The organism is Streptomyces coeruleorubidus (assembly GCF_028885415.1).
GTDB classification, from domain to species: Bacteria; Actinomycetota; Actinomycetes; order Streptomycetales; family Streptomycetaceae; genus Streptomyces; species Streptomyces coeruleorubidus_A.
The window spans coordinates 3,620,315-3,644,702 of sequence record NZ_CP118527.1; the positions used below are offsets into that span (position 1 = coordinate 3,620,315).

General features: G+C 69.1%; 23 protein-coding genes and 1 tRNA gene. 17 read left to right on the forward strand and 7 right to left on the reverse strand.

Features of this window, described 5'->3' with window-relative positions:
• The first annotated feature begins 3 nt into the window (after positions 1–3).
• From PV963_RS16760 to PV963_RS16795, 8 genes are all read left to right on the forward strand, one after another.
• Positions 4–1,164 carry an acyl-CoA dehydrogenase family protein gene (locus PV963_RS16760; RefSeq protein ID WP_274816541.1) on the forward strand — a complete coding sequence of 387 codons (1,161 nt, stop codon included), beginning with the start codon at positions 4–6 and terminating at the stop codon, positions 1,162–1,164.
• A 195-nt stretch (positions 1,165–1,359) separates the two neighbouring features.
• Positions 1,360–3,357 carry a glycosyltransferase family 2 protein gene (locus tag PV963_RS16765; protein WP_274816542.1) on the forward strand — a complete coding sequence of 666 codons (1,998 nt, stop codon included), beginning with the start codon at positions 1,360–1,362 and terminating at the stop codon, positions 3,355–3,357.
• Between the two features lie 203 nt (positions 3,358–3,560).
• On the forward strand, positions 3,561–4,604 hold the full coding sequence (locus tag PV963_RS16770; protein WP_274816543.1) for an ABC transporter substrate-binding protein: 1,044 nt from the start codon (positions 3,561–3,563) through the stop codon (positions 4,602–4,604).
• A 123-nt stretch (positions 4,605–4,727) separates the two neighbouring features.
• Entirely contained in the window at positions 4,728–5,582 is an 855-nt protein-coding gene (locus tag PV963_RS16775; protein ID WP_274816544.1) for a siderophore-interacting protein, read from the forward strand.
• Between the two features lie 156 nt (positions 5,583–5,738).
• Positions 5,739–7,181: a lysine decarboxylase DesA gene (gene desA / locus PV963_RS16780; RefSeq protein ID WP_274816545.1), complete on the forward strand. Its 1,443-nt coding sequence runs from the start codon at positions 5,739–5,741 to the stop codon at positions 7,179–7,181.
• Positions 7,165–8,451: a lysine N(6)-hydroxylase/L-ornithine N(5)-oxygenase family protein gene (locus PV963_RS16785; protein ID WP_274816546.1), complete on the forward strand. Its 1,287-nt coding sequence runs from the start codon at positions 7,165–7,167 to the stop codon at positions 8,449–8,451. The genes desA and PV963_RS16785 overlap by 17 nt, the downstream gene beginning before the upstream one ends.
• The gene (locus PV963_RS16790; protein WP_274816547.1) at positions 8,448–9,011 is read left to right on the forward strand and encodes a GNAT family N-acetyltransferase; all 564 of its coding nucleotides are present in this window, start codon (positions 8,448–8,450) and stop codon (positions 9,009–9,011) included. The genes PV963_RS16785 and PV963_RS16790 overlap by 4 nt, the downstream gene beginning before the upstream one ends.
• Entirely contained in the window at positions 9,008–10,780 is a 1,773-nt protein-coding gene (locus PV963_RS16795; RefSeq protein ID WP_274816548.1) for an IucA/IucC family protein, read from the forward strand. Before PV963_RS16790 ends, PV963_RS16795 begins: the two co-directional genes overlap by 4 nt.
• Positions 10,781–10,965: 185 nt before the next feature.
• On the opposite strand, the gene PV963_RS16800 is transcribed toward PV963_RS16795, so the two are convergent.
• A complete protein-coding gene (locus PV963_RS16800) occupies positions 10,966–12,495 on the reverse strand; it encodes a beta-N-acetylhexosaminidase (RefSeq protein WP_274816549.1) in 1,530 nt (509 codons plus the stop codon).
• Between the two features lie 80 nt (positions 12,496–12,575).
• Here PV963_RS16800 and PV963_RS16805 point away from each other — a divergent pair, with 80 nt between their 5' ends.
• A complete protein-coding gene (locus PV963_RS16805; protein WP_274816550.1) occupies positions 12,576–13,460 on the forward strand; it encodes a DUF4429 domain-containing protein in 885 nt (294 codons plus the stop codon).
• A 13-nt stretch (positions 13,461–13,473) separates the two neighbouring features.
• Here PV963_RS16805 and PV963_RS16810 read toward each other — a convergent pair whose 3' ends face one another.
• Entirely contained in the window at positions 13,474–15,033 is a 1,560-nt protein-coding gene (locus PV963_RS16810; protein WP_274822040.1) for a purple acid phosphatase family protein, read from the reverse strand.
• Between the two features lie 186 nt (positions 15,034–15,219).
• Between PV963_RS16810 and PV963_RS16815 the strand changes: the two genes are divergently transcribed.
• Positions 15,220–15,477: a hypothetical protein gene (locus tag PV963_RS16815; protein ID WP_037673904.1), complete on the forward strand. Its 258-nt coding sequence runs from the start codon at positions 15,220–15,222 to the stop codon at positions 15,475–15,477.
• A gap of 12 nt (positions 15,478–15,489) precedes the next feature.
• Positions 15,490–17,307, forward strand: coding sequence for a glutamine--fructose-6-phosphate transaminase (isomerizing) (gene glmS, locus PV963_RS16820; protein WP_274816551.1), 1,818 nt, complete (start codon positions 15,490–15,492; stop codon positions 17,305–17,307).
• A 151-nt stretch (positions 17,308–17,458) separates the two neighbouring features.
• On the opposite strand, the gene PV963_RS16825 is transcribed toward glmS, so the two are convergent.
• Together PV963_RS16825 and PV963_RS16830 are read right to left on the reverse strand one after the other, a co-directional pair.
• Positions 17,459–18,019, reverse strand: coding sequence for a GPR1/FUN34/YaaH family transporter (locus PV963_RS16825; protein WP_274816552.1), 561 nt, complete (start codon positions 18,017–18,019; stop codon positions 17,459–17,461).
• A gap of 123 nt (positions 18,020–18,142) precedes the next feature.
• Positions 18,143–18,670: a universal stress protein gene (locus PV963_RS16830; protein ID WP_274816553.1), complete on the reverse strand. Its 528-nt coding sequence runs from the start codon at positions 18,668–18,670 to the stop codon at positions 18,143–18,145.
• 306 nt (positions 18,671–18,976) lie between these two features.
• Here PV963_RS16830 and PV963_RS16835 point away from each other — a divergent pair, with 306 nt between their 5' ends.
• The 4 genes from PV963_RS16835 to PV963_RS16850 all read left to right on the forward strand — a co-directional run bounded on the left by PV963_RS16835 (position 18,977) and on the right by PV963_RS16850 (position 21,920).
• Complete coding sequence (locus tag PV963_RS16835; RefSeq protein WP_274816554.1) at positions 18,977–19,309, forward strand: hypothetical protein; 333 nt, start codon at positions 18,977–18,979, stop codon at positions 19,307–19,309.
• Between the two features lie 377 nt (positions 19,310–19,686).
• Positions 19,687–20,967: a helix-turn-helix domain-containing protein gene (locus PV963_RS16840; RefSeq protein WP_274816555.1), complete on the forward strand. Its 1,281-nt coding sequence runs from the start codon at positions 19,687–19,689 to the stop codon at positions 20,965–20,967.
• 162 nt (positions 20,968–21,129) lie between these two features.
• Positions 21,130–21,732, forward strand: coding sequence for an oligoribonuclease (gene orn / locus PV963_RS16845; RefSeq protein ID WP_274816556.1), 603 nt, complete (start codon positions 21,130–21,132; stop codon positions 21,730–21,732).
• Between the two features lie 115 nt (positions 21,733–21,847).
• A tRNA-His gene (locus PV963_RS16850) sits at positions 21,848–21,920 on the forward strand.
• 1 nt (position 21,921) lies between these two features.
• Here PV963_RS16850 and PV963_RS16855 read toward each other — a convergent pair.
• The 3 genes from PV963_RS16855 to PV963_RS43620 all read right to left on the reverse strand — a co-directional run bounded on the left by PV963_RS16855 (position 21,922) and on the right by PV963_RS43620 (position 23,824).
• On the reverse strand, positions 21,922–22,263 hold the full coding sequence (locus PV963_RS16855; protein WP_274816557.1) for a hypothetical protein: 342 nt from the start codon (positions 22,261–22,263) through the stop codon (positions 21,922–21,924).
• 399 nt (positions 22,264–22,662) lie between these two features.
• A complete protein-coding gene (locus tag PV963_RS16860) occupies positions 22,663–23,211 on the reverse strand; it encodes a GNAT family N-acetyltransferase (protein WP_274816558.1) in 549 nt (182 codons plus the stop codon).
• Positions 23,212–23,332: 121 nt separating this feature from the next.
• Complete coding sequence (locus tag PV963_RS43620; protein ID WP_342456383.1) at positions 23,333–23,824, reverse strand: hypothetical protein; 492 nt, start codon at positions 23,822–23,824, stop codon at positions 23,333–23,335.
• 209 nt (positions 23,825–24,033) lie between these two features.
• Between PV963_RS43620 and PV963_RS16870 the strand changes: the two genes are divergently transcribed.
• Together PV963_RS16870 and PV963_RS16875 are read left to right on the forward strand one after the other, a co-directional pair.
• Positions 24,034–24,165 carry a hypothetical protein gene (locus tag PV963_RS16870; RefSeq protein WP_274816559.1) on the forward strand — a complete coding sequence of 44 codons (132 nt, stop codon included), beginning with the start codon at positions 24,034–24,036 and terminating at the stop codon, positions 24,163–24,165.
• A gap of 2 nt (positions 24,166–24,167) precedes the next feature.
• A complete protein-coding gene (locus PV963_RS16875) occupies positions 24,168–24,350 on the forward strand; it encodes a hypothetical protein (RefSeq protein ID WP_274816560.1) in 183 nt (60 codons plus the stop codon).
• The last annotated feature ends 38 nt before the right edge of the window (positions 24,351–24,388 follow it).

A 24,388-nucleotide genomic window follows, 5' to 3' on the forward strand; every position in this document is an offset into this window, starting at 1 on the left:
ACCATGGACTACCGCCTCTCCCCCGAGTTGGAGGAACTCCGCCGCACGGTGGAGGAGTTCGCACACGAGGTCGTGGCGCCGAAGATCGGCGACCTCTACGAGCGGCACGAGTTCCCGTACGAGATCGTCCGGGAGATGGGCCGCATGGGCCTGTTCGGGCTGCCGTTCCCCGAGGAGTACGGCGGGATGGGCGGCGACTACCTGGCCCTGGGCGTGGCCCTGGAGGAGCTGGCGAGGGTCGACTCCTCGGTGGCCATCACGCTGGAGGCCGGAGTCTCCCTGGGCGCGATGCCCGTCTACCGCTACGGCACTGAGGCGCAGAAGCGGGAGTGGCTCCCCCGCCTGTGCTCCGGCGAACTCCTGGGCGCGTTCGGCCTGACGGAACCGGACGGCGGCAGCGACGCGGGCGCGACCCGCACGACGGCCCGCCTGGACGAGTCGACGAACGAGTGGGTGATCAACGGCACGAAGTGCTTCATCACCAACTCGGGCACGGACATCACGGGCCTGGTGACGGTCACGGCGGTCACCGGCCGCACACCGGACGGCAAGCCGCTCATCTCCTCGATCATCGTCCCCTCCGGCACGCCGGGCTTCACGATCGCGGCCCCGTACTCGAAGGTCGGCTGGAACGCCTCGGACACCCGCGAGTTGTCCTTCTCCGACGTCCGGGTCCCGGCAGCGAACCTGCTGGGCGAGGAGGGCCGCGGCTACGCCCAGTTCCTGCGCATCCTCGACGAGGGCCGCATCGCCATCGCGGCCCTGGCGACGGGCCTGGCACAGGGCTGCGTCGACGAATCCGTCAAGTACGCCAAGGAACGTCACGCCTTCGGCAAGCCGATCGCCGCCAACCAGGCCATCCAGTTCAAGATCGCCGACATGGAGATGAAGGCGCACACGGCCCGCCTCGCCTGGCGTGACGCGGCAGCCCGCCTGGTGGCCGGAGACGCCTTCAAGAAGGAAGCGGCCCTGGCCAAGCTCTACTCCTCCACCATCGCCGTGGACAACGCCCGCGAAGCCACCCAGATCCACGGCGGCTACGGCTTCATGAACGAGTACCCGGTCGCCCGCATGTGGCGTGACTCCAAGATCCTCGAAATCGGCGAGGGCACGAGCGAGGTCCAGCGCATGCTGATCGCAAGGGAGTTGGGCCTGGTGAGCTGAGGCCCCGGGCCGGCGGCCTGCGCCGACCACGGCGCGGGCCGCCGACCTTCCTGGAGGGAAACGCACTTCATGGGCACAGCTGCTCCATGATATCTTCACAAGACAAATGGCACGTTTCCCCGTGCACGAATAGACCAACGGCGCTGACCACGCCGGAGAACGGGGTGTGCCTCGTTTCTCCGGGGGAGCATCACGATGGCCGGCCCTGCCGTTTCGGTGATTATTGCTGCGTACAACGCAATGCCTTATCTCACGCGTTGCATCACCTCCGTCGCCGAGCAGAGCATCGGCCGGGACGCGGTGGAAGTCATCGCGGTCGACGACGGTTCGACCGACGGCACGGGTGAGGAACTCGACCGGCTGGCCGAGGAATACCCAACGCTGTTACGGGTCTTTCACCAGAAGAATTCCGGCGGGCCGTCAGACCCCCGGAACAAAGGACTCGACCAGGCCCGGGGGAAGTTCGTCTTCTTCCTCGACGCCGACGACTACCTGGGTCCCGAGGCCCTGGAACGCATGGTGGCCATGGCCGAGGAGAACGGCACCGACGTCGTGCTCGGCAAGATGGTGGGGGTCGGCGGACGGGGAGCGCCCACCTCGATGTTCCGGCGCAACCAGCCGCGCACCGACGTCTTCTCGTCCCGCGTGTACTGGACCCTCAACCCCATGAAACTGTTCCGCCGCGACCTGCTGGAGCGACTGGAGCTGCGGTTCCCGACGGATCTGAAGATCGGTGAGGACCAGCTGTTCGTCGGCCCGGCCTATCTCCACGCGGACGGAATCTCCGTACTCGCCGACTACGACTGCCTGTTCTGGGTCGAGCGCGAGGACAGCGGCAACATCACCCTGCGGACCGGCGGCTGCGAACCCCGCCTGCGCTTCCTGCCCCGGGTTGTCGACCTGCTCCTGGAGCATGTGCCGCCCGGCCCCGGCCGTGACCACCTGGCCCACCGCCACCTGACCGTGGAGGTGCAGCAGCTCCTCGGCCATCTGGTGCACGAGCCCCGCCCCGAGCAGGAGAAGGCCCTGGCCCGGCTCGCCGAGGTCATCGCCCCGCTGTGGCACGAGGGAATGAACGACCGGCTGTCGGCAATGGCCCGCCTGCGCCTGCACCTCGTACGGCACACCATGCTGGACGAACTGCTCGAACTGGTCCGGTTCGAGGGCGAGCTGGCCAAGAGCGGTGCAGCGACGCCCGTCCTCGCCGACGGCGGCCGCGCCTACGCCCGCTACCCCTACCTCCGCGACCCGTCCCGCGGCATTCCCGACGCCTGCTACGACGTCACCGGCCAGCTCGGGGTGCGCCACCGCGTCACCCGCGCCGAGCTGCGCGGCACCGTGCTGCACCTGACCGGGCACGGCTACCTGCACCGGGTCGAAACCGAGGGAGTGACCACCGAACTCGTGCTGCGCGAGCGGGACAGCGGCACGGAGCACCGGCTCCCCGTCACCCATACCGCGACACCGGGGCTCGGCAAAGAGGAGGACGAAGGCCGGTATGCGTACGAGAGGGCCGGATTCGAGGCCTCCGTCGACATCACCACCGCCGGCGACGGCGCCCCCCTTCCCGACGGGCTCTGGGACATCTACCTGGCGATCGGCGCTCAGGGCGTCTCCCGCGACGTCCGCATCGGCAACAAGCGGGACGCCGGGGTCTGCGGAGCCGCGACGACGCACATCGTGGACAGCGGCGGCGATCCCCGTGCCGTCACGCTCTACACCACCAAACCCCACGGCAACTTCACGCTCGACATCGGCGAACGCAAGCACCAAGTACTGCCGCAGCTGAGCCTGCGCAGCGTGCGATGGACCCCGGGCGCGCCCACGGAGCTGGAGTTCGCCGGGCGGTGCACGCTCGCCGCCTTCCCGGACGGCGTTCTCGCCGTCCACCTGGAGGACGGCCGGGGCGGCACCGCCGTCTTCCCGGCCCGCATGGCCTCGCGATCCGGCGGCGACTTCGTCGTACGAGTACCGGTCACCGAGCTGCCGGCCGGACTGTGGACAGGGCAACTGCGGCTCGGCCCCTGGTCGTCGGGCCTGCCGCCGATTCCGGCGAACGTCGCCCCCGCCAAGTGGCGGCGCCGCGGCCTCCCCTGGTACGCGAAGCCCGTGACGAACCGAGGCGCGGGCTTCGCACTCCGGGTGGCCCGCACCGACCTGGTCCGGGCGGCGACACGCCGCCTCAAGTCGTAGGCGGACTCGCCGCCGAGAAGCTCGGCGTGCGGTCTCGTGATTCGGATCACTGCCCCTGCGGACATCCCCGCCCGCTCCCCGGGCACAGATACCAGGGCCCCCCTGGACACATTCTGAGGTTAGGCTAACCTAAGCCTAAATCCAGCCAACTGGCTGTCAGCCGTGCCCGCAGTGGCTCCGAACGCACGAAAGCAGACCCAGAGATGTCGAACGCCACAACCGCCCGCTTCTCCCGCCGCGGCATTCTCGCCGCCGGTGGCGCTCTCGGACTCGGTGCCCTCGTGACCGCGTGTGGCAGCGAGGACTCGACGGACGGCGGCTCGGACTCCAAGGCGTCCGCCAAGTCCGGCCCGTGGGCCTTCAAGGACGACCGCGGCAAGAACGTGCAGCTCGACAAGGTCCCCGCGAACATCGTCGCCTTCACCGGCGTCGCCGCCGCCCTGTACGACTACGGCGTCTCCGTCAAGGGCGTCTTCGGCCCCACCAAGACGCAGGACGGCAAGCCCGACGTCCAGGCCGGCGACATGGACATCAGCAAGGTGACCATCCTCGGCAACACCTGGGACCAGTTCAACGTCGAGAAGTACGCCGCCCTCGCCCCCGAGGTGCTGATCAGCACCATGTTCGACTCGGCCGGCACCCTCTGGTACGTCCCCGAGGCCTCCAAGGACAAGATCGCCAAGCTCGCCCCGAGCGTCGGCATATCCGTCTACGACCGTCAGCTCACCGCCCCGCTCCAGCGCATGTGGGAGCTGGCCGAGTCCCTCGGCGGCGACATGAAGGCCGCGAAGGTCACCGACGCCAAGAAGCGGTTCGAGGAGGCCTCCGAGCGGCTGCGCAAGGCCGCCAAGGCACACCCCGACATCAAGGTGATGGCCGGTTCCGCGAGCCAGGAGCTCTTCTACGTCTCCGGCACCAACCTCTCCGTCGACCTGGAGTACTTCAAGGCCCTCGGCGTGAACTTCGTCGAGCCGCCGGAGAAGGCCAAGGCCGAGGGCGGCGGCTGGTTCGAGAGCCTCAGCTGGGAGAACGTCGACAAGTACGCGGCCGACATCATCATGATGGACGACCGGTCCTCGGCGATTCAGCCGGCGAACATCACCGAGGCGACGTGGAAGAAGCTGCCGGCGGTCAAGGCCGGGCAGGTCATCTCGCGGTCGGCCGAGCCGATCCTGTCGTACGACAAGTGCGTGCCGTTGGTGGAGAACCTTGCAAAGGCCATCGAGACCGCCAAGAAGGTCAGCTGAGCGCTCAGCACCGTGGGGGCTGCTCAACACATGCGGCTGCGAGCCGCATATGGCTTGTCGCGCAGTTCCCCGCGCCCCTGAGGTACGCCCCGACACTGCCTGACGCCAACTCAGGAGCCCTAGATGACCACCGCCGTAGCCGCCCCGTTCCGTTTCTTCTCGCTCCAGGTCGTAACGACGAGGCGGCTCGGTCCGTCCCTGGTCCGTGTCACCTTCGGCGGGCCCGATCTGCACGCCTTCCACTCCGACGGGCGTGACCAGTCGCTGTCGCTGTTCCTGCCCCACCCCGGGCAGCCCGAGCCGGTCGTTCCGCTGGAGCTCGGGGACGGGTGGTGGCAGGGCTGGCGCGAACTGCCGGACGACGTACGGGCCGTGATGCGGTCGTACACCCTGCGGGCGCTGCGCCGCGATCCGGACGAGATCGACATCGACTTCGCCCTGCACGGCATCGAGCCGGGCGCCTCGGTCCAGGCCGGCCCCGCCTCCCGCTGGGCCGCCGAGGCCGCCGCCGGAGACCGGGTCCTGCTGCTCGGCCCGGCCGTCGCCGACAACCGGGCCATCCGCTTCCGGCCACCCGAGGACACCGACCTCGTGGTCGTCTGGGGCGACGAGACCGCCGTACCGGCCGCCTCGGCCATCGTCGAGGCGCTGCCGGCCGGCACCCGCGCCCGGGTCTGGCTGGAGGTGCCGCACGCCGGGGACATCCAGGACCTGGCGACCGAGGCGGACGCCGAGATCACCTGGCTCGTCAGAGAAGAGATGGGCGACGAGGGCTCCCCGATGGTCCTCGACGCGCTCCGCGACGCCCAACTGCCCCCCGCCGAGCGGCCCTACGTCTGGATCGCCGGCGAGTCCGGGTGCGTGAAGGAGCTGCGCCGGCACTTCGTGCGAGAGCGCGGCATCGACCGCCGCCGGGTCACGTTCGTCGGCTACTGGCGCCGCGGCGTGAGCGAGGAGCAGTTGCGGGCGGAGGGCTAGCCCCGGCTCCAACCCGACCGTAGTGACACGAGTGACCACAGTCACGGGAGGGCACGGTTCCGCGGAGAACAACTTAGGTTAGGCTTACCTAAGTTGAACTCGCGGTTCAGCCCGCCCCTGTCCCGCACCGGACTGTCCCCACCGGAGGACCCCCACATGCGCTCGCACCTGCTCAACGACACCACCGCGGAGCAGTACCGCCGCTCCGTGACCGCCGGAGTCGAGCGGGTGGCCGGCAAACTCGCCACCACCGAACGGCCGTTCACCGGCGTCACCGTCGACGCCCTCGCCCCCGCCATCGACGCGATCGACCTCGACCAGCCGCTGCACGACACCGCCGCGGTGCTCGACGAGCTGGAGGACGTCTACCTCCGGGACGCGATCTACTTCCACCACCCCCGCTACCTGGCCCACCTCAACTGCCCGGTCGTCATCCCGGCCGTGCTCGGCGAGGCCGTCCTGTCCGCCGTGAACTCCTCCCTGGACACCTGGGACCAGTCGGCCGGCGGCACCCTCATCGAGCGCAAACTGATCGACTGGACGACCGAGCGCATCGGCCTCGGCCCCGCCGCCGACGGCGTGTTCACCTCCGGGGGCACCCAGTCCAACCTCCAGGCGCTGCTGCTGGCCCGCGAGGAGGCGAAGACAGACACGCTGGCCGAACTGCGGATCTTCGCTTCCGAGGTCAGCCACTTCAGCGTGAAGAAGTCCGCGAAGCTCCTCGGGCTCGGCCAGGACTCCGTGGTCTCCATACCCGTCGACCACGACAAGCGCTTGCAGACCGTCGCCCTCGCCCGCGAGCTGGAGCGTTGCAAGGAGGACGGCCTCGTCCCCATGGCCGTCGTCGCCACCGCCGGCACCACCGACTTCGGCTCCATCGACCCGTTGCCCGAGATCGCCGAGCTGTGCGAGCAGTTCGGCACCTGGATGCACGTCGACGCCGCCTACGGCTGCGGCCTGCTCGCCTCCCTGAAGCACCGGGACCGGCTGAACGGCATCGAGCGCGCCGACTCCGTCACCGTGGACTACCACAAGTCCTTCTTCCAGCCGGTGAGTTCGTCCGCCGTGCTGGTCCGCGACGCGGCCACGCTCCGGCACGCCACGTACCACGCCGAGTACCTGAACCCGCGCCGCATGGTGGAGGAACGTATCCCCAACCAGGTGGACAAGTCCCTCCAGACCACCCGCCGCTTCGACGCCCTCAAGCTGTGGATGACCCTCAGGACCATGGGCGCCGACGGCATCGGGCAGCTCTTCGACGAGGTGTGCGAGCTGGCGCAGGAGGGCTGGCAGCTGCTTGCCGCCGACCCCCGCTTCGACGTCGTCGTCCGGCCGAGCCTGTCCACCCTGGTCTTCCGCTACATCCCGGCGTCCGTCACCGACCCCGCCGAGATCGACCGCGCCAACCTCTACGCCCGCAAGGCCCTGTTCGCCTCCGGCGACGCCATCGTCGCGGGCACCAAGGTCGGCGCCCGCCACTACCTGAAGTTCACCCTGCTCAACCCCGAGACGCAGGCGTCCGACATCGCCGCCGTCCTCGATCTGATCGCCGGCCATGCCGAGCAGTACCTGGGAGAGTCCCTTGACCGCGCGTCCTGAAACCCCGTCCCCCCTTCCTGCGACTCATGACTTCGTGGGCATCGGGCTCGGCCCCTTCAACCTCGGCCTGGCCTGCCTCACCGAACCGATCGACGAACTCGACGGCGTCTTCCTGGAGTCGAAGCCCGACTTCGAGTGGCACGCGGGGATGTTCCTCGACGGCGCCCACCTCCAGACCCCGTTCATGTCGGACCTGGTCACCCTCGCCGACCCCACGTCCCCGTACTCCTTCCTGAACTACCTGAAGGAGAAGGGCCGGCTGTACTCGTTCTACATCCGCGAGAACTTCTACCCGCTGCGCGTCGAGTACGACGACTACTGCCGCTGGGCCGCGAACAGACTGAGCAGCATCCGCTTCAACACGACGGTGGCGGAGGTGACGTACGAGGACGACGTCTACCTCGTGAAGACCACCGCCGGTGACACCTACCGGGCCCGTCACCTCGTGCTCGGCACCGGCACCCCGCCCTACATCCCCGAGGCCTGCGAGAACCTGGACGGCGACTTCATCCACAACTCCCGCTACCTGAGCCACAAGGCGGAGCTGCAGAAGAAGGACTCGATCACGCTCGTCGGCTCGGGCCAGTCGGCCGCCGAGATCTACTACGACCTGCTCAGCGAGATCGACGTCCACGGCTACCGGCTGAACTGGGTCACCCGTTCCCCGCGCTTCTTCCCGCTGGAGTACACCAAGCTCACGCTGGAGATGACCTCGCCGGAGTACGTCGACTACTTCCGCGAGCTGCCCGAGGCTACCCGCTACCGCCTCACGGCCGAGCAGAAGGGCCTGTTCAAGGGCATCGACGGCGACCTGATCAACGAGATCTTCGACCTGCTCTACCAGAAGAACCTCGGCGGTCCCGTGCCCACGCGCCTGCTCACCAACTCCTCCCTGACCAGCGCGACGTACGAGAACGGCACGTACACGCTCGGTTTCCGCCACGAGGAGCAGGAGAAGGACTTCGAGCTGACCTCCCAGGGCCTGGTCCTGGCCACCGGCTACCGGTACGCCGAGCCGGAGTTCCTGAGGCCCGTGCGGGACCGCCTGGTCTACGACTCCCGGGGCAACTTCGACGTCGCCCGCAACTACGCCATCGACGTCACCGGCCGGGGGATCTTCCTCCAGAACGGCGGCGTCCACACCCACAGCATCACCAGCCCCGACCTGGGCATGGGCCCGTACCGGAACGCGTACATCATCCGCGAGCTGCTCGGCACCGAGTACTACCCGGTCGAGAAGACGATCGCGTTCCAGGAGTTCGCCGTATGAGCACCACCGGCATCGGTACGTTCACCATCCGCCCGCTCGACCCCCTCAAGGACGCCGAGCTGCTGCACTCCTGGGTCACCCACCCCAAGGCGGCCTACTGGATGATGCAGGACGCGAAACTCCAGGACGTCGAGCGCGAGTACATGCGCATCGCGGCACACGAGCACCACCACGCCTACATCGGCCTGCACGAGGGCCGGCCGGCGTTCCTGATGGAGAAGTACGACCCCCGGTACGTGGAGCTGACCGGGCTCTACGACCCGGAGCCAGGCGACGTCGGCATGCACTTCCTGGTCGCGCCGACCGACCGGCCGGTCCACGGCTTCACCCGGGCCGTCATCACCGCCGTGATGGACGAGCTGTTCGCCGATCCGCGCACCCGGCGGGTCGTCGTCGAGCCCGACGTGGGCAACAAGGCCGTGCACGCGCTGAACGAGGCCGTCGGCTTTGTGCCCGTCCGTGAGATCGACAAGCCGGAGAAGCGCGCGCTGCTGAGTTTCTGCACGCGCGATCGCTTCCTTAAAAGGCACAGCCTGGCCGCCCGAGGAGTAGCCGTATGACCCTGTCCGACGCCGTAGCGCATCTGTCCCCCCACCGCTGGGCGCGGGCCAACCGCATCCTGATCCGCAAGGCGCTCGCCGAGTTCGCGCACGAGCGGCTCATCACGCCGGAGGCCACCGGCGACGGCGCCTACGTCGTCCGCAGCGACGACGGCCTGACCCGGTACACCTTCACGGCCACGATCCGCGCCCTCGACCACTGGCAGGTCGACGCCGACTCGATCACCCGTCACCGGGACGGCGCCGAACTGCCGCTGGCCGCATTGGACTTCTTCATCGAGATGCAGAAGTCCCTGGGCCTGAGCGACGACATCCTGCCCGTCTACCTGGAGGAGATCTCCTCCACCCTCTCGGGAACCTGCTACAAGCTCACCAAGCCGCGGACCACGGCCGCCGAGCTCGCGCGCGGCGACTTCCAGACCATCGAGACCTCGATGACCGAGGGCCACCCCTGCTTCGTGGCCAACAACGGCCGGCTCGGCTTCGGCATCCACGAGTACCTGTCGTACGCCCCGGAGACGGCGAGCCCGGTCCGGCTCGTCTGGCTCGCGGCACACCGCTCGCGTGCCGCGTTCACGGCCGGTGTCGGTATCGAGTACGAGTCGTTCCTGCGCGAGGAGCTGGGCGAGGAGACCGTCGAGCGCTTCCACGGCGTCCTGCGCGACCAGGACCTGGACCCGGCCGACTACCTCCTCATCCCCGTCCACCCCTGGCAGTGGTGGAACAAGCTCACCGTCACCTTCGCCGCCGAGGTCGCACGGGGGTACCTGGTGTGCCTGGGCGAGGGCGACGACGAGTACCTGGCCCAGCAGTCCATCCGGACGTTCTTCAACCGGTCCAGCCCCGAGAAGCACTACGTGAAGACGGCCCTGTCCGTCATCAACATGGGCTTCATGCGCGGGCTATCGGCCGCGTACATGGAGGCCACGCCGGCCATCAACGACTGGCTGGCTCAGCTGATCGAGAACGACCCGGTGCTGAAGTCCACGGGCCTGTCGATCATCCGGGAGCGGGCGGCGGTCGGCTACCGGCACCTGGAGTACGAGCAGGCGACGGACCGCTACTCGCCGTACCGCAAGATGCTCGCCGCGCTGTGGCGGGAGAGCCCGGTGCCGTCCCTGGAGGACGGCGAGTCCCTGGCCACCATGGCGTCCCTGGTCCATGTCGACCACCAGGGGGCGTCCGTCGCGGGCGCGCTGATCGAGCAGTCGGGCCTCACCCCGAAGGAGTGGCTGCGCCACTACCTCCGCGCGTACTTCACCCCCCTCCTCCACAGCTTCTACGCCTACGACCTGGTCTTCATGCCGCACGGCGAGAACGTCATCCTGGTGCTGAAGGACGGGGTGGTGCAGCGCGCGATCTACAAGGACATCGCCGAGGAGATCGCCGTCATGGACCCGGACGCGGTGCTGCCGCCGACGGTGGAGCGGCTGCGCGTGGAGGTCCCGGAGGACAAGAAACTCCTGTCGGTCTTCACGGACGTCTTCGACTGCTTCTTCCGCTTCCTCGCGGCGAACCTCGCCTCCGAGGGCATCCTGGAGGAGGACGACTTCTGGCGCACGGTCGCGGAGGTCACCCGCGCCTACCAGGAGTCGATGCCCTCACTCACCGACAAGTTCAAGCAGTACGACATGTTCGCCCCCGAGTTCGCGCTGTCCTGCCTCAACCGCCTCCAACTGCGCAACAACGAACAGATGGTGGACCTGTCGGACCCGTCCGGCGCCCTCCAGTTGGTCGGCACCCTGAAGAACCCGATCGCGGAGTTCTGACCCAAGACAGACGGGCACCCCGGAGTACGGTCCTCCGGGGTGCCCGTCGTTTCAGGGGCGCGGGGAACGGCCCATTTTTTGGGGGCGCGGGGAACGGCCCATTCTTTTGGGGGCGCGGGGAACTGCGCAATCTTTTCAGGGGCGCGGGGAACTGCGCGACCAGCCCCCACGCACCCGCAGACGAATCACCGCCCGTCAGAACCCCACGGCACCTCCGGCGACCGATACCACTCGATCCCCAGGGCGTTCCACCGTTCTGCCTGCGCAGCAAGCCGCACCTTGTACCGCTCCCAGTCACGCGTCCCCGCCGCCGACCACCCCAGCTCCGCGACACCGGGCAACCGCGGAAACGCCATGTACTCGACGTGCCCGGGATTCTCGATCGCCTCCGTCCACAACGGCGCCTCGACCCCCCGCACAGCACCGGCCGGCAGCCCGGGCACATACGCCTCCGGATCCCAGTCGTAGGACCGCCGCACCTCGACATACCCCGCCCAGGACAGCCCCAGCGGCGTGTCCTTGGTGTACTTCATGTCGAGATAGACCCGGTCGGCCGGAGACAGGATCAGCCCCGTCCCGCCCTGCGCGGCCTTCACCACCTGTGCCTTCTCCTCGGCACTGGTGCTGTCCAGACCCCAGTACTGGGCGAGAACCCCCTTCGCCGGAGTCGCCCCGGTCAGCTGGTGCCAGCCGACCGCCGTCTTGCCGTACTTCGCGACGACCGGCTGCACCCGGTCCATGAACTTGACGTAGTCCTCATGGCTGGTGGAATCCGCCTCGTCGCCCCCGATGTGGAGGTACCTGCCCGGCGTGAGCGCGGCGAGCTCGCGGATCACGTCGTCCACGAAGTCGTACGTGATCTCCTTGCCGACGCACAGCGAGCTGAAGCCGACCTCGGTGCCGGTGTAGAGCGGGGGCGCGACGCCGTCGCGGTTCAGTTCGGCGTAGGAGGCGAGGGCGGCGTTGGTGTGGCCGGGCAGGTCTATCTCGGGGACGACCTCCAGGTAGCGGGAGGCGGCGTACCGCACGATCTCCTCGTACTGGGCCTTGGTGTAGTAGCCACCGGGGCCGCCGCCGACCTCCGTGGAGCCGCCGTGGGTGGCCAGGCGCGGCCAGGAGTCGATCGCGATGCGCCAGCCCTGGTCGTCGGTGAGGTGCAGATGCAGCTTGTTGATCTTGTAGAGGGCCAGCTGGTCGATGAAGCGCTTGACCTGGTCGACCGTGAAGAAGTGCCGGGAGACATCCAGCATGGCGCCGCGCCAGCCGTAGCGCGGGCTGTCCTCGACGGTGCCGCCGGCGACCGGCCAGGGGCCGGGCTGGACCGTGTCCTTCTCGACGGCCGCGGGGAGCAGCTGGCGCAGGGTCTGCACGCCGTGGAAGAGGCCGGCGGGTTCGGCCGCCGTGACGGTGACGCCGCCCTGGCCGCTGTCGAGGCGGTAGCCCTCGGCGCCGAACGGCCCCTCGGCCAGGCGCAGCCGGATGCCGTCGGCCCCGTGGGTGGTGACGGGGAGGCGGTAGCCGGTGGAGGGGCGGAGGATCCGCGCGAGGTACTCGCCGGTGCGGCGGGTCTCGGGGGAGTCGTCAACGACTATGTGCGTGCTGCGGGTGATCTGGTACGGGGTCTCGCTCGGAGCGACCGAAGCGGGCGCGGGGACCACGTGGTCGAGCCGTGGCAGGGAACCGGGAAGGCCAGGCGTGCTGGGGTGCTGTTTCACAAAACGGTCCCTTCCATGAGCCGGCGAACGCCAAAAGGTCTGGACCACTCTCTCGTGAGACTGATGGAACAATCCACCCCATGGCGGAAATCATCCAGAAGGACGGCACGTGGGCCTTCGACGGCGACGCCCTGCGGCTGACCCCCGGACGGGACAAGAACGTCAGTCCGCTGCGCCGGGAGTTAGGTGAACTGGTCGTCCCGCTGGGGGCGTTGGCAGGGATCTCCTTCGAGCAGGGCAAGAAGACGGGGCGGCTCAGGCTTCGCCTGCGCGACGGCGCCGACCCCCTGCTGCACGCCACCGGCGGCCGGCTCACCGAGCCCCACGACCCGTACCAGCTGATCGTGGAGTCCGACCGCTACGGCGTCGCCGAGTACTTCACGGACGAGGTCCGTAACGCCCTGCTCCTCGACCAGGTCCCCGCCGACCCGGTCGACGCGTACCTGCTGCCGGGCCCCTCCGTCCCGCTGTCGGTCTCCGCCGGAGACGGCACCGCCGGCTTCGACGGCGAGCGCATACGCCTGGAGTGGAACTGGAAGACGGAGGACGCCAAGGCCGCCGCCGGTGCCCGCACGCTCGCGCTCACCGCCATCACGGGCGTGGAGTGGCAGCCGGCGGCCGGCCTGGAGAACGGCTACCTCCGCTTCACCGTGCGGAACGCGCCCACCAAGGCCCCGCCCAAGTACGACCCCAACGCCGTGGAGCTCTGGGGCTTCAAGAAGGATCCGCTGATGGCGCTGGTCGCGGCGGCGGTCCAGGCCAGGCTTCCGCACCCGGCCCGGGCCGCCGCCGGCGACGTGGTGGACGCGCGACCGGAACTGCCTTCTCCTCCGGTCGCTTTCGCCGAGGACGATCACGACGCCCTGCTGCGCCGCCTGCGCGAGCTCGGTGAGCTGCACCGCACGGGCGTGCTGACGGACGAAGAGTTCGCGCTGGCCAAGCAGGCGATCCTCAAGCGGATGTGACGGCCTCGGGGCGCTAATTCGCCCGGCGCGCCACCGTGAAGTGGTCCACCTGGTCACCGGTCTCGGCGATGCCGCGCACCGTGAGCGTGGCCAGGCGTCCCTTCGGCGCGGGGGTGACGTCCACGCGCAGGAAGGAGTAGTCGAGGTAGCGCACCCGGGACCAGGTGACGGTCTCGTTCTGCTTGCCGCCCTTGACGTTGACGAACGAGGACACGGAGTCCACGTCGTGCTCGTTGCCCTCGTACGACAGCGGGGCGCTGAACGCGTAGAGGCTGCGGCCCGCGGCACCGGCCGTCACGTACACCACGCCGTCGGTCTCGGGGTAGGCCGTGCCGCCGATCGGGAGCTTCCGGGTGACCTTGCCGTCCTTGATGACGTCGGTGCGCTCGTACTGGTGGTTGTGGCCGTTGATGACGAGGTCCACGGTGTACTTCTCGAACAGCGGCACCCACTCCTGCCGTACCCCGCCCTCGGAGGCGTGGGAGGTGGAGGTGCAGTAGGCGCAGTGGTGGAAGAAGACGACGATGAAGTCGATGTCGCGCGCGGCCCGGTACTTCTTGAGCTGGGTCTCCAGCCACTTGGTCTGGGTGCCGCCGGAGATGCCCAGGTTGGCCGGGATCTCGAAGGAGACGTCGTTGGCGTCGAGCGAGATGACGGCCGTGTTGCCGTAGACGAAGGAGTAGACGCCCGGGAGGTTCTTCCGGTCGGGGCCGTTGTCCGGGAGGGTCCAGCGGGCCTCCTCGCCGCCGTAGCCGCTCGGCGAGTACCAGGCCTCCATGTCGTGGTTGCCGTAGGCGGGCATCCACGGGACGGACTTGGCGACGGACTCGGTCTGGGCGAGGAACTGGTCCCACACGCGCGAGTCGAAGCCGGTGTCGTCGCTCCTGCCCTGGCCGGTCGGATCGCCGTACGCGATGTCGCCGGCGTGCAGGTGGAAGGCCGGGTTCTGGCCGAGGATCAGGCTGTTGTTGGCGAGCGCGTGGTAGCTGACGCCCTCGTCGCCGAAGGCCGTGAAGGTGAAGGGCGCCCGGTCCGCGGGGGCGGTGGTGAAGGTGCCGAGGGTGCCCAGCAGGTGGGGCTCGGCCGGGTCGAAGCCCTGGTGGCCGACGCCGTAGTAGTACGTCCGGCCCGGGCGCAGGCGGGTCAGCCGGGCGTGGACGTAGTACTGGGTGTGGTTGCCGCTCGCGCCGACACCGGCCGGTGTGAAGAGGGTGCGGACCTCGGCGTCGATCTTCCGGGAGAGGTCCGTGGGGTGGGCGCCGATCCGGATGAACGGTTTCTTGACGGCGACCGGGACCTGCCAGGAGACGGTCATCTCCGTGCGCGGGTCGGTGCCGTAGGCGAGGTGACGGCCGAAGGGCGCCACATGGGCCCCGTCGACGGTCTCGATGCCGGTCCGCCCGCTCGGAACGGCGGCCTGGGCGGTGGCGCCCGGTACGAACGCGCCACCCGCGACGGCGCCGAGCGTGACGGCGCCGCCTCTGATCATCGTGCGCCGGGAGAACCTGGCGCGCAGGTACTCGTGCTGCTCGGCCATGCTCATGCGCTCGGCGAGCCGCTCGGGTACGCCCATACGAGGAATGTCCATGGCGTCCAAAAATCGACGCCTCGGGCAACGAGATACCGGCTGCCCGGTGGACGCCTCACGAACAAGCGCTCATGACGGGTTCAACGTTCCCCCAAGAGATTCCAACAGCCACCTGCCCGAAACCGGGCAGAATTCTTGCGTAAGCGTCGCCGGTGCCTCAGGATCTACCGGGTGCACGACGAACTCGTTGATCATCTGACGCGGTCCACCCCCCTCAACCGGGGCGAGGCGCTGCGTGTGATCCAGGACGTGCTCGCCTACTTCGACGAGACGACCGAGGAGTACGTCCGTCGCCGCCACCGCGAGCTCCAGGCCCAGGGCCTGGTGAACGCGGCGATTTTCGAGCGGATCGAGGCGGATCTCAAATATCGCGCGGTGGCGCCGCCGGAGCTCTCGCTCCGGCAGCTGCGGCGCATCGTCTACGGCTAGGAATGCGTATATATGTGCGGAATCGTCGGTTACATCGGGAAGCGTGACGTCGCTCCCCTCCTCCTGGAGGGCCTCCAGCGCCTGGAGTACCGCGGCTACGACTCCGCGGGCATCGTCATCACGTCCCCGAAGGCCTCCGGCCTGAAAATGGTCAAGGCCAAGGGCCGCGTCCGCGATCTGGAGGCCAAGGTCCCGGCCCGCTTCAAGGGCACGACCGGCATCGCCCACACCCGCTGGGCCACCCACGGGGCCCCCTCCGACGTCAACGCCCACCCGCACCTCGACCACGAGGGCAAGGTCGCTGTCGTCCACAACGGCATCATCGACAACGCCTCCGACCTGCGCCGCAAGCTGGAGGCGGACGGCATCGAGTTCCTCTCCGAGACCGACACCGAGGTCCTCGTCCACCTCATCGCCCGCTCGCAGGCCACCAAGCTGGAGGACAAGGTCCGCGAGACCCTCCGGCTCATCGAGGGCACCTACGGCATCGCCGTGCTGCACGCCGACTTCCCCGACCGGATCGTCGTCGCCCGCAACGGCTCCCCGGTCGTCCTCGGCATCGGCGAGAAGGAGATGTTCGTCGCCTCCGACATAGCCGCGCTGGTCGCCCACACGCGCCAGATCGTCACGCTGGACGACGGCGAGATGGCCACCCTGAAGGCCGACGACTTCCGCACGTACACCACGGAGGGCACCCGCACCACCGCGGAGCCCACCACCGTGGAGTGGGAGGCGGCCTCCTACGACATGGGCGGCCACGACACCTACATGCACAAGGAGATCCACGAGCAGGCCGACGCCGTGGACCGCGTGCTGCGCGGCCGCATCGACGACCGCTTCTCCACCGTGCACCTGGGCGGCCTGAACCTCGACGCCCGCGAGGCCCGCCGGATCCGCCGCGTGAAGATCCTCGGCTGCGGCACCTCGTACCACGCGGGCATGATCGGTGCCCAGATGATCGAGGAGCTGGCCCGCATCCCCGCCGACGCCGAGCCGGCCTCGGAGTTCCGCTACCGCAACGCGGTCGTCGACCCCGACACCCTCTACATCGCCGTCTCCCAGTCCGGCGAGACCTACGACGTCCTCGCCGCCGTGCAGGAGCTCAAGCGCAAGGGCGCACGGGTCCTGGGCGTGGTGAACGTGGTCGGCTCCGCGATCGCCCGCGAGGCCGACGGCGGCATCTACGTCCACGCGGGCCCGGAGGTCTGCGTCGTCTCCACGAAGTGCTTCACGAACACCACGGTCGCCTTCGCGCTCCTCGCCCTGCACCTGGGCCGCACCCGCGACCTCTCGGTCCGCGACGGCAAGCGGATCATCGAGGGCCTGCGCAAGCTGCCCGCCCAGATCGCCGAGATCATGGAGCACGAGGAGGACGTCAAGAAGCTGGCCCTGCAGTTCGCCGAGGCCCGCTCGATGCTCTTCATCGGCCGCGTGCGGGGCTACCCGGTGGCCCGCGAGGCCTCCCTGAAGCTCAAGGAGGTCTCCTACATCCACGCCGAGGCCTACCCCGCCTCCGAGCTCAAGCACGGCCCCCTGGCCCTGATCGAGCCCGCCCTCCCGACGGTCGCGATCGTCCCCGACGACGACCTCCTGGAGAAGAACCGCGCCGCCATGGAGGAGATCAAGGCCCGCAGCGGCAAGATCCTCGCCGTGGCCCACCAGCACCAGGAGAAGGCCGACGAAACCATCGTCGTCCCCAAGAACGAGGACGAACTCGACCCCATCCTGATGGGCATCCCCCTCCAACTCCTGGCGTACCACACGGCCCTGGCCCTGGGCAGGGACATCGACAAGCCCCGCAACCTGGCCAAGTCAGTAACGGTCGAGTAAGTGCCCTTCTTTTAGGGGCGCGGGGAACTGCGCGAGCAACCACAGCGCACCCGCACAGGCCAAACAAGAGGACGGACCCCACGCGCTGCCACCAAGCACGGGGGGTCCGTTTTCATCACCGGGAAGCCGCCCAACCCCCCGGCCTGCGCAGCTAACCGGTGGCCGTCACTCCCCGGCCGGCAGCGCGTCGCGGAGGCACCGTGGGCCAGTGCGCGAGCACCGCCGTGGCCGCGTACCACGCCACTGCCCCCGCAGCCACGGCGAACCAGCCGCCCACCTTGGCGAGCCCGTCGTTACCGGCGAACTCGGCGATCGCCGCGAGCAACAGGGCGACGAAGAACAGCCCGTAGACCACCTGACCGAGCTGCTCCCCACCCGCAAGCGTCAAAGACAGCGCCACGAGGGCGAACAACAGCAGGAAGAACCCTGCCTCATTGCCGGCGGCACCCGCCGAGACGGCCCAGGTGAACCACAGCGCCCCGAGCACCGAGAACGCCGTCCCACCGGCAAAGTCCCCGTCCCGCAGGGCGATCAGCCCGGCGACGAAGAGGGCAATGCCGCCCACGTACCGGGCGATTGACACGGCGTCAGCGGTCGACACCCCGTCGATCACAGCGGTATGCCCCAGCCCGAAGGCCAACAGGGTGATTCCCAGGGCGAGTCGACCGACCACGGTGGTGATTCCGCTTCCCGCGGAGACGTCTTTGTCCACGGCGGGCTCCCTTCGTGCATGTGCAGTTGTGCGGTGCCCCGTATATGCCCTTCACAAGGGCACAAACACCTCTACGCACGAGTAGATTTACGCGTCGCACCAGGGGAGCAAGGGAGTTGGCACTCAGGGAATGACGACGACGGGCCGCTTCGCCCGCTTGGCGAGTCGCCCCGCGACGGAGCCGAAGATCCGCCCGACGATGCCGTGGGTCGACCCGACGACGATCGCGTCGGCCTCGTACTCCCGGCCGACCTCTTCGAGTTCGTGGCAGATGTCGCCGCCGCGCTCGACCAGGATCCAGGGCACCTCGGCGAGGTAGTCCGCACAGGCCAGCTCGAGACCGAGCACCTCGGTCCGGTGGTCCGGCACGTCCACGAAGACGGGCGGCTCACAGCCGGCCCACACGGTGGTCGGCAGCCGGTTGGCGACGTGGACGATGATCAGGCCCGCCCCGGAGCGATGGGCCATGCCGATCGCGTACGCCAGGGCGCGCTCACTGGACGTGGAGCCGTCGAAGCCGACGACGACCCCGTGCTTGAAGGCGGGGTCGCAGGAGTGGCGTGGCTCTTCCGCCGCCAGGGGCTCGGCCGCCGTGGGATCGGCGACGGGCCGCTTGCGGTCCGCGGGTTCGAAGAATTCGTGACCGGCCATGGCTGTCTCGGCGTTGTGATCCTTTATGGGTGGGACAACACTGTGCGGCGGAGCTGTGTCCGGGAATGGTCTTCCCAACCCCATACCCCCAAGGGTACGGCGGCACGCCTCCTTAGCCCAGATCCCGCCCGCCGTGCGTGCGGGTTCCAGGGAGCATGCACGAGGCGACGCCCGTAACGCAATGGTTGCTGCGCTGTACAGGCGGTTTGCACAGGATTCACTTACCCGTGGGGATGATCCGGTCACTCAGTGACCTGCTCACCGGCCACGCGTTGAACTGCGTGAGTCACGCCACAGGGAGCACGCATGCCCGGACCTCGCCCCGCCTCCGAGGCGGATCGCGCGACCCCGCCGCCGCGGGACTCCGCGACGGAGGTGGTCCGCTGGGCGGCCTTCAGCTGCCTGCTCGTCCCGGTCGTGCTCCTCGGCTACGGCGCCTCCCTGGCCGGCGCCGTCGGTACGGCCCTCGGGCTCGCGGCCGTCACGGGCGCCTGCCGGGTCCTGCTGCGCCAGTCCGAGCGCGGCGCGGCCCGGCTGGCGGCCGAGGACCGGGCGCCCCACCGGGGCCGGCACCACCGCACCGGAACGGGCTCGCACCGTGGCGGACGGCACACTGGCGGGGATACACCGGTCGGCTGACCGGTTTTCGCGCACGCGCACGCTGCTTTTCAGCCAACTTCTCACACCCGTGCATCACCCTCCCTGACGGCCCCGCAAGCCCCGTTCGACCTGCACGGAAAGGACCTCAGGGGTGCTGCGCACCCTACGCGGATTGGCCACTGCGACAAGGCGCACTTCCCTGCACGCCCCACGAGTGCAACGCTTCGTGATCGAATGCTTCACGCCAAGTTGCCAAGTCGACAATGTGCCGAGTGCCGAACCGGCCACTGCGGCGCAACGGGACACAGTAGATTCGATCTTGACTGTCTACGGCGGGGGACTCGTGCAGGACCGAGGGGAAACGTGCAGGAGCGACACAACCGAGGAGCCGCGACCACCGAGGGGGGCTTAGCAGTATGAGCCACGACTCCACTGCCGCGCCGGAAGCCGCGGCCCGGAAGCTTTCCGGGCGACGTCGCAAGGAGATCGTCGCGGTGCTGCTGTTCAGCGGCGGCCCCATCTTCGAGAGTTCCATACCGTTGTCGGTGTTCGGGATCGACCGCCAGGACGCCGGCGTTCCGCGCTACCGACTGCTGGTGTGCGGCGGCGAGGACGGCCCACTGCGGACCACAGGGGGCCTCGAACTCAGCGCACCGCATGGCCTGGAAGCGATCTCGCGCGCGGGCACGGTCGTCGTACCGGCCTGGCGTTCGATCACTTCTCCGCCACCGGACGAGGCGCTCGACGCGCTGCGCCGGGCACACGAGGAGGGCGCCCGCATCGTCGGGCTGTGCACCGGCGCCTTCGTCCTCGCGGCGGCGGGCCTGCTGGACGGCCGACCCGCGACGACACACTGGATGTACGCGCCGACGCTGGCGAAACGCTATCCGTCGGTGCACGTCGACCCGCGGGAGCTGTTCGTCGACGACGGCGACGTGCTGACGTCGGCCGGCACGGCCGCGGGCATCGACCTGTGCCTGCACATCGTGCGCACGGACCACGGCAACGAGGCGGCAGGGGCCCTGGCCCGGCGCCTCGTCGTGCCCCCGCGCCGAAGCGGCGGCCAGGAGCGCTATCTCGACAGGTCTTTACCAGAGGAGATCGGCGCCGACCCGCTCGCCGAGGTCGTCGCCTGGGCGCTGGAGCACCTCCACGAACAGTTCGACGTGGAGACGCTGGCGGCACGCGCGTACATGAGCCGTCGTACGTTCGACCGCCGCTTCCGCTCGCTGACCGGGAGTGCCCCGCTGCAGTGGCTGATCACGCAGCGGGTCCTCCAGGCGCAGCGCCTGCTGGAGACGTCGGACTACTCGGTGGACGAGGTGGCGGGGCGCTGCGGCTTCCGGTCGCCGGTGGCCCTGCGCGGGCACTTCCGCCGCCAGCTGGGCTCGTCGCCGGCCGCCTACCGGGCGGCGTACCGCGCCCGTCGTCCCCAGGGCGAGCGGCCGCAGGACACCGAGGCCGCCCCGGGCGGTCCGGGGTCCGGCATGCCCGGCCACGGGGGGCATGCCGGCCAGCCGGGCCAGCAGCCCGCCTCGATGCACCCGGAGCACCCCGTCCCGCTCCAGTCCCGCCGTACGGCGGCGGCGAGCGCGGTCGGATCCCTGTCCGCGTCGGCGTCGAGCGCGTCCGACAACGGGCGGGAGGCGTACGTACCGACCCGGGCGAGTCTGCCGGGGCAGCGCAGCGCGACGTGATGTGAGCCGGTGACCGGGCCCGCGCGGAGGAACACCCTCCGCGCGGGCCCGGCGCTGCGTCGGAGGCAGGTGCGCCCTTGGTCACTAGCGGGTGCGCCCTTTGGCCACGAGGTCACCGCACGGTCGGCTCAGCCCGGGACGGCTCCCCGTAAGGTGAGACACATGAACGATCGCATGGTGTGGATCGACTGCGAGATGACCGGCCTCTCGCTGTCGGACGACGCGCTCATCGAGGTGGCCGCCCTCGTCACCGACTCCGAGCTGAACGTGCTCGGCGAGGGCGTGGACATCGTCATCCGGCCGCCGGACCGGGCGCTGGAGACGATGCCGGATGTGGTGCGTCAGATGCACACCGCGTCCGGGCTGCTCGCCGAGCTGCCGGACGGCACGACGCTGAAGGACGCCGAGGAGCAGGTCCTGACGTACGTCAGGGAGTTCGTCAAGGAGCCGGGCAAGGCCCCGCTGTGCGGCAACTCCGTCGGCACGGACCGCGGCTTCCTGCTGCGTGACATGCCGACGCTGGAGGACTACCTGCACTACCGGATCGTCGACGTGTCGTCGATCAAGGAGCTGGCCCGCCGCTGGTACCCGCGGGCGTACTTCAACAGCCCGCAGAAGAACGGCAACCACCGCGCGCTCGCCGACATCCGCGAGTCCATCGCGGAGCTGCGCTACTACCGCGAGGCCGTCTTCGTCCCGCAGCCCGGGCCCGACTCGGACACCGCGAAGAAGATCGCCGCGAAGCACGTGCTGCCTGCTCAGTAGCCGTGCCGGGGGCCCGCGGAGGGGCGCCGCGAAAGCCGGGCGCGAGCACCCCTTCGGACCCTGTACACTTTTTCTCGGCCGGTCGGGGAACTTACTGATCTCCAAGCCGGTCATGGTGGGTGTAGCTCAGCTGGTAGAGCACCTGGTTGTGGTCCAGGATGCCGCGGGTTCGAGTCCCGTCACTCACCCTTACCAAAGAGGCCGGTGACCTGCGTTGATCAGGTCACCGGCCTCTTTCGTATCCGCCGTGGCCACACCGGTGGCCACCCGGATCTTGAGAAGCTTTCCGCCTTCCACCCAACCGCTGAGGATCTGACTTCTCTGCGCTGCGGATATCCCAGCAGGTTGATTGTTCTGCTGGTTGTTTTGCGACTGACCGTCCACCTGATTCTGCACCCAGGAGTCCTCGGAAGGGGCGCCCGAGCTGCTGTCAGAACCCAGGACCACACCGCCCAGGAAGAACGAGGCGACGGCAACGGCGACGACGCCGCCCCACAGGGCCGCCGGCCGCTTCCACCAAGGCCGCTCCATCGCCGCCAGGATGCGCTGGTACTCCGGGTCGCTCTCGTATTCCTCTCGCCGCCGGTACCAAACCCCGCTTCACGGCAATCCCCCACGCGGCCGTCTTGGGTGCGGCCATCGGTGGACTCACGGCTTTCGGCACCAGTTGGTTCGGATTCCGGGCCGCGCGCCTTCAACTACAGCACCAGGAGTCGGAGGCAGCGCGCCAGCGCCGGTTCCCTCACCCAGTTCGAGACGCTTCAGGGCCACATCCGCAAGCGCCGATCAAACATCGCCATCGCGGGGCCGGACTCCGTGGTTCAGGCTGCGGGTGAGTTCGCGGACGAGGTCAGGAAGTTCAGACGTCCGCTGGACGGTTTCGCCAAGGCCGCACGGACCGCCCTTGAGGACGACGGTGAAGAGACCGGATCAGGATGAGAGCGGGAGTTCGGCCGGCATGACGGCGTACACCGGGGAGTCCGGGAAGGGCTGACGCTCGCCGACCTTCCGGAAGCCCCAGGACTCGTATTTGGCCTGGACGCGAGGGTGTTCGGTGTCGACGAGCAGGACCACGAGGTCCTCGTCCCGCTCGTCCAGCAGGGCCCAGCTAACCAGCTCGGACACGCCCATCTTCCGGTACTTCGTCCGGACGGCCAGCTCCGAGTAGGAGAAGGTGCGGTCCTTCCCCGGGTCGGGGGCGGGCTTCAGGTGCTCGCGCCACCACTCGCGGTAGGGGGTTGACGGGGCTCCATACGCGAAGGCCACCGCCTCGTCACCGTCGTACGCGATCACGCAGTCGAAGTCCGGGTTCTTGCCCCAGTGGTCTACGAACCAGGGGAAGCGCTGGTTGAACTCGTCATCCATCGCATCGGCGTAGGCGTCCGCATGGATGTCGATCAGCGTCTGGCGGATCTGCGGGAGGTCCTTGTTAGTGAAGCGGCGGACGACCAGATCAGCGGCACTCAAGATCGGCTCCATTCGGATCGGAAGCGGTCTCCCCACTCTTGTGCGACGCCGGCGTCCGGCGCAAGGTTGATCAAGTCCCGGTAGTAGTCACCGAGCAGAGAGCGCATCCGGCCCGGGAGCGGGTGCCCCTGCATCAGTTCGAACACGGTGGATGCGGTGACGCCTGATCGATGTCCCGCTGGTGGAGTTGGGCCAGGGCGAGCCGTGCCGTGGCCAGGGCGCGGTTACGGCGGAACTGCTTGGGGATGCTGGCCAGAGCCCTGTGGGAGGCGGACTCAGCTCGTGCCGGGTCCCCGAGCCGGTCCCTGACGATCGCTGTGATGGCGGTCAGCTCGGCGCCCCCAAAGGCCACCCAGCTGGGCCGGGGCTCCTCGAAGGACGCCTTCTCCAGGGCTTCCTGGGCGTACCCCAGGGACCGTAGGGCGCCCGTACGGTCACCGAGATTCGAATGGCCCACGGCCGTTCTGGCGTGCGCGAGCGAGGCGAACAGCGGGTCCCGCCGGGTGATGGCCGTGGCCTGGGCCGCATATCCGGCATCCACAGCCTGTGTGTGCTGGCCCCGCTGGTGGGCAAGCATCGCGTACGAGTTCCAGACCCTCAGCTCCGCCACGGTGTCTTTGGCCATCCCGGCCAGGTACAGCGCCCGGTCGAGGTGCCTCTGAGTCCGTTCGAGCTGGCGGGCATCCAGAGCAGACCACGCGGCGGTCGCGGTGTAGTCGGCTGCCAGGGAGAACAGGCGTTGCCGGATCCGCTGGGAGGCGGCCAGCTTGAGCTTGTCGAGGGCCTCCTCAGCTCCGGCCAGGGCGGCCCGCTCCAGGCCCTCGTGGCGGCGACGTGAAGAGGGATGGCACGTACATCCTGCGCGCGGTCGACTCGTTCGCCCTGAGGTGGAAGGCCCCGAGCGCCGAGAAGCTGACCGTGACCGAGCCCCGTCTGGAGCGCGTCAAGAAGGAACGAGAGGCGTAACCATGCACAGCAGCGCGCTCCCCTGGCTGGGCGACCTTACGGACGAGCAGGCGTACGAGTTCCTGGACGAGGTGATCACGACGGCTCAGGACGCCGGGACCCACACCGCCTTCCTCCACGCGCTCGATGTCCTCGTGGGCCAGCATGCACCGACCCCCGCACTCCCTCATGGGGTCATGCCGTAGAGGCTCCCCCGGGCCCTGTGAGGTCGAGAGGAGCCCCG

Excerpts from the sequence above, each read along its gene's own strand:
- PV963_RS16760 (WP_274816541.1), top strand. The coding sequence starts at position 4 with ATGGACTACCGCCTCTCCCCCGAGTTGGAGGAACTCCGCCGCACGGTG.
- PV963_RS16765 (WP_274816542.1), top strand. The coding sequence starts at position 1,360 with ATGGCCGGCCCTGCCGTTTCGGTGATTATTGCTGCGTACAACGCAATG.
- PV963_RS16770 (WP_274816543.1), top strand. The coding sequence starts at position 3,561 with ATGTCGAACGCCACAACCGCCCGCTTCTCCCGCCGCGGCATTCTCGCC.
- PV963_RS16775 (WP_274816544.1), top strand. The coding sequence starts at position 4,728 with ATGACCACCGCCGTAGCCGCCCCGTTCCGTTTCTTCTCGCTCCAGGTC.
- desA (WP_274816545.1), top strand. The coding sequence starts at position 5,739 with ATGCGCTCGCACCTGCTCAACGACACCACCGCGGAGCAGTACCGCCGC.
- PV963_RS16790 (WP_274816547.1), top strand. The coding sequence starts at position 8,448 with ATGAGCACCACCGGCATCGGTACGTTCACCATCCGCCCGCTCGACCCC.
- PV963_RS16795 (WP_274816548.1), top strand. The coding sequence starts at position 9,008 with ATGACCCTGTCCGACGCCGTAGCGCATCTGTCCCCCCACCGCTGGGCG.
- PV963_RS16805 (WP_274816550.1), top strand. The coding sequence starts at position 12,576 with ATGGCGGAAATCATCCAGAAGGACGGCACGTGGGCCTTCGACGGCGAC.
- PV963_RS16810 (WP_274822040.1), bottom strand. The coding sequence starts at position 15,033 with ATGGGCGTACCCGAGCGGCTCGCCGAGCGCATGAGCATGGCCGAGCAG.
- glmS (WP_274816551.1), top strand. The coding sequence starts at position 15,490 with ATGTGCGGAATCGTCGGTTACATCGGGAAGCGTGACGTCGCTCCCCTC.
- PV963_RS16830 (WP_274816553.1), bottom strand. The coding sequence starts at position 18,670 with ATGGCCGGTCACGAATTCTTCGAACCCGCGGACCGCAAGCGGCCCGTC.
- PV963_RS16835 (WP_274816554.1), top strand. The coding sequence starts at position 18,977 with ATGCCCGGACCTCGCCCCGCCTCCGAGGCGGATCGCGCGACCCCGCCG.
- PV963_RS16840 (WP_274816555.1), top strand. The coding sequence starts at position 19,687 with ATGAGCCACGACTCCACTGCCGCGCCGGAAGCCGCGGCCCGGAAGCTT.
- orn (WP_274816556.1), top strand. The coding sequence starts at position 21,130 with ATGAACGATCGCATGGTGTGGATCGACTGCGAGATGACCGGCCTCTCG.
- PV963_RS16855 (WP_274816557.1), bottom strand. The coding sequence starts at position 22,263 with ATGGAGCGGCCTTGGTGGAAGCGGCCGGCGGCCCTGTGGGGCGGCGTC.
- PV963_RS16860 (WP_274816558.1), bottom strand. The coding sequence starts at position 23,211 with ATGGAGCCGATCTTGAGTGCCGCTGATCTGGTCGTCCGCCGCTTCACT.
- PV963_RS43620 (WP_342456383.1), bottom strand. The coding sequence starts at position 23,824 with ATGGCCAAAGACACCGTGGCGGAGCTGAGGGTCTGGAACTCGTACGCG.
- PV963_RS16875 (WP_274816560.1), top strand. The coding sequence starts at position 24,168 with ATGCACAGCAGCGCGCTCCCCTGGCTGGGCGACCTTACGGACGAGCAG.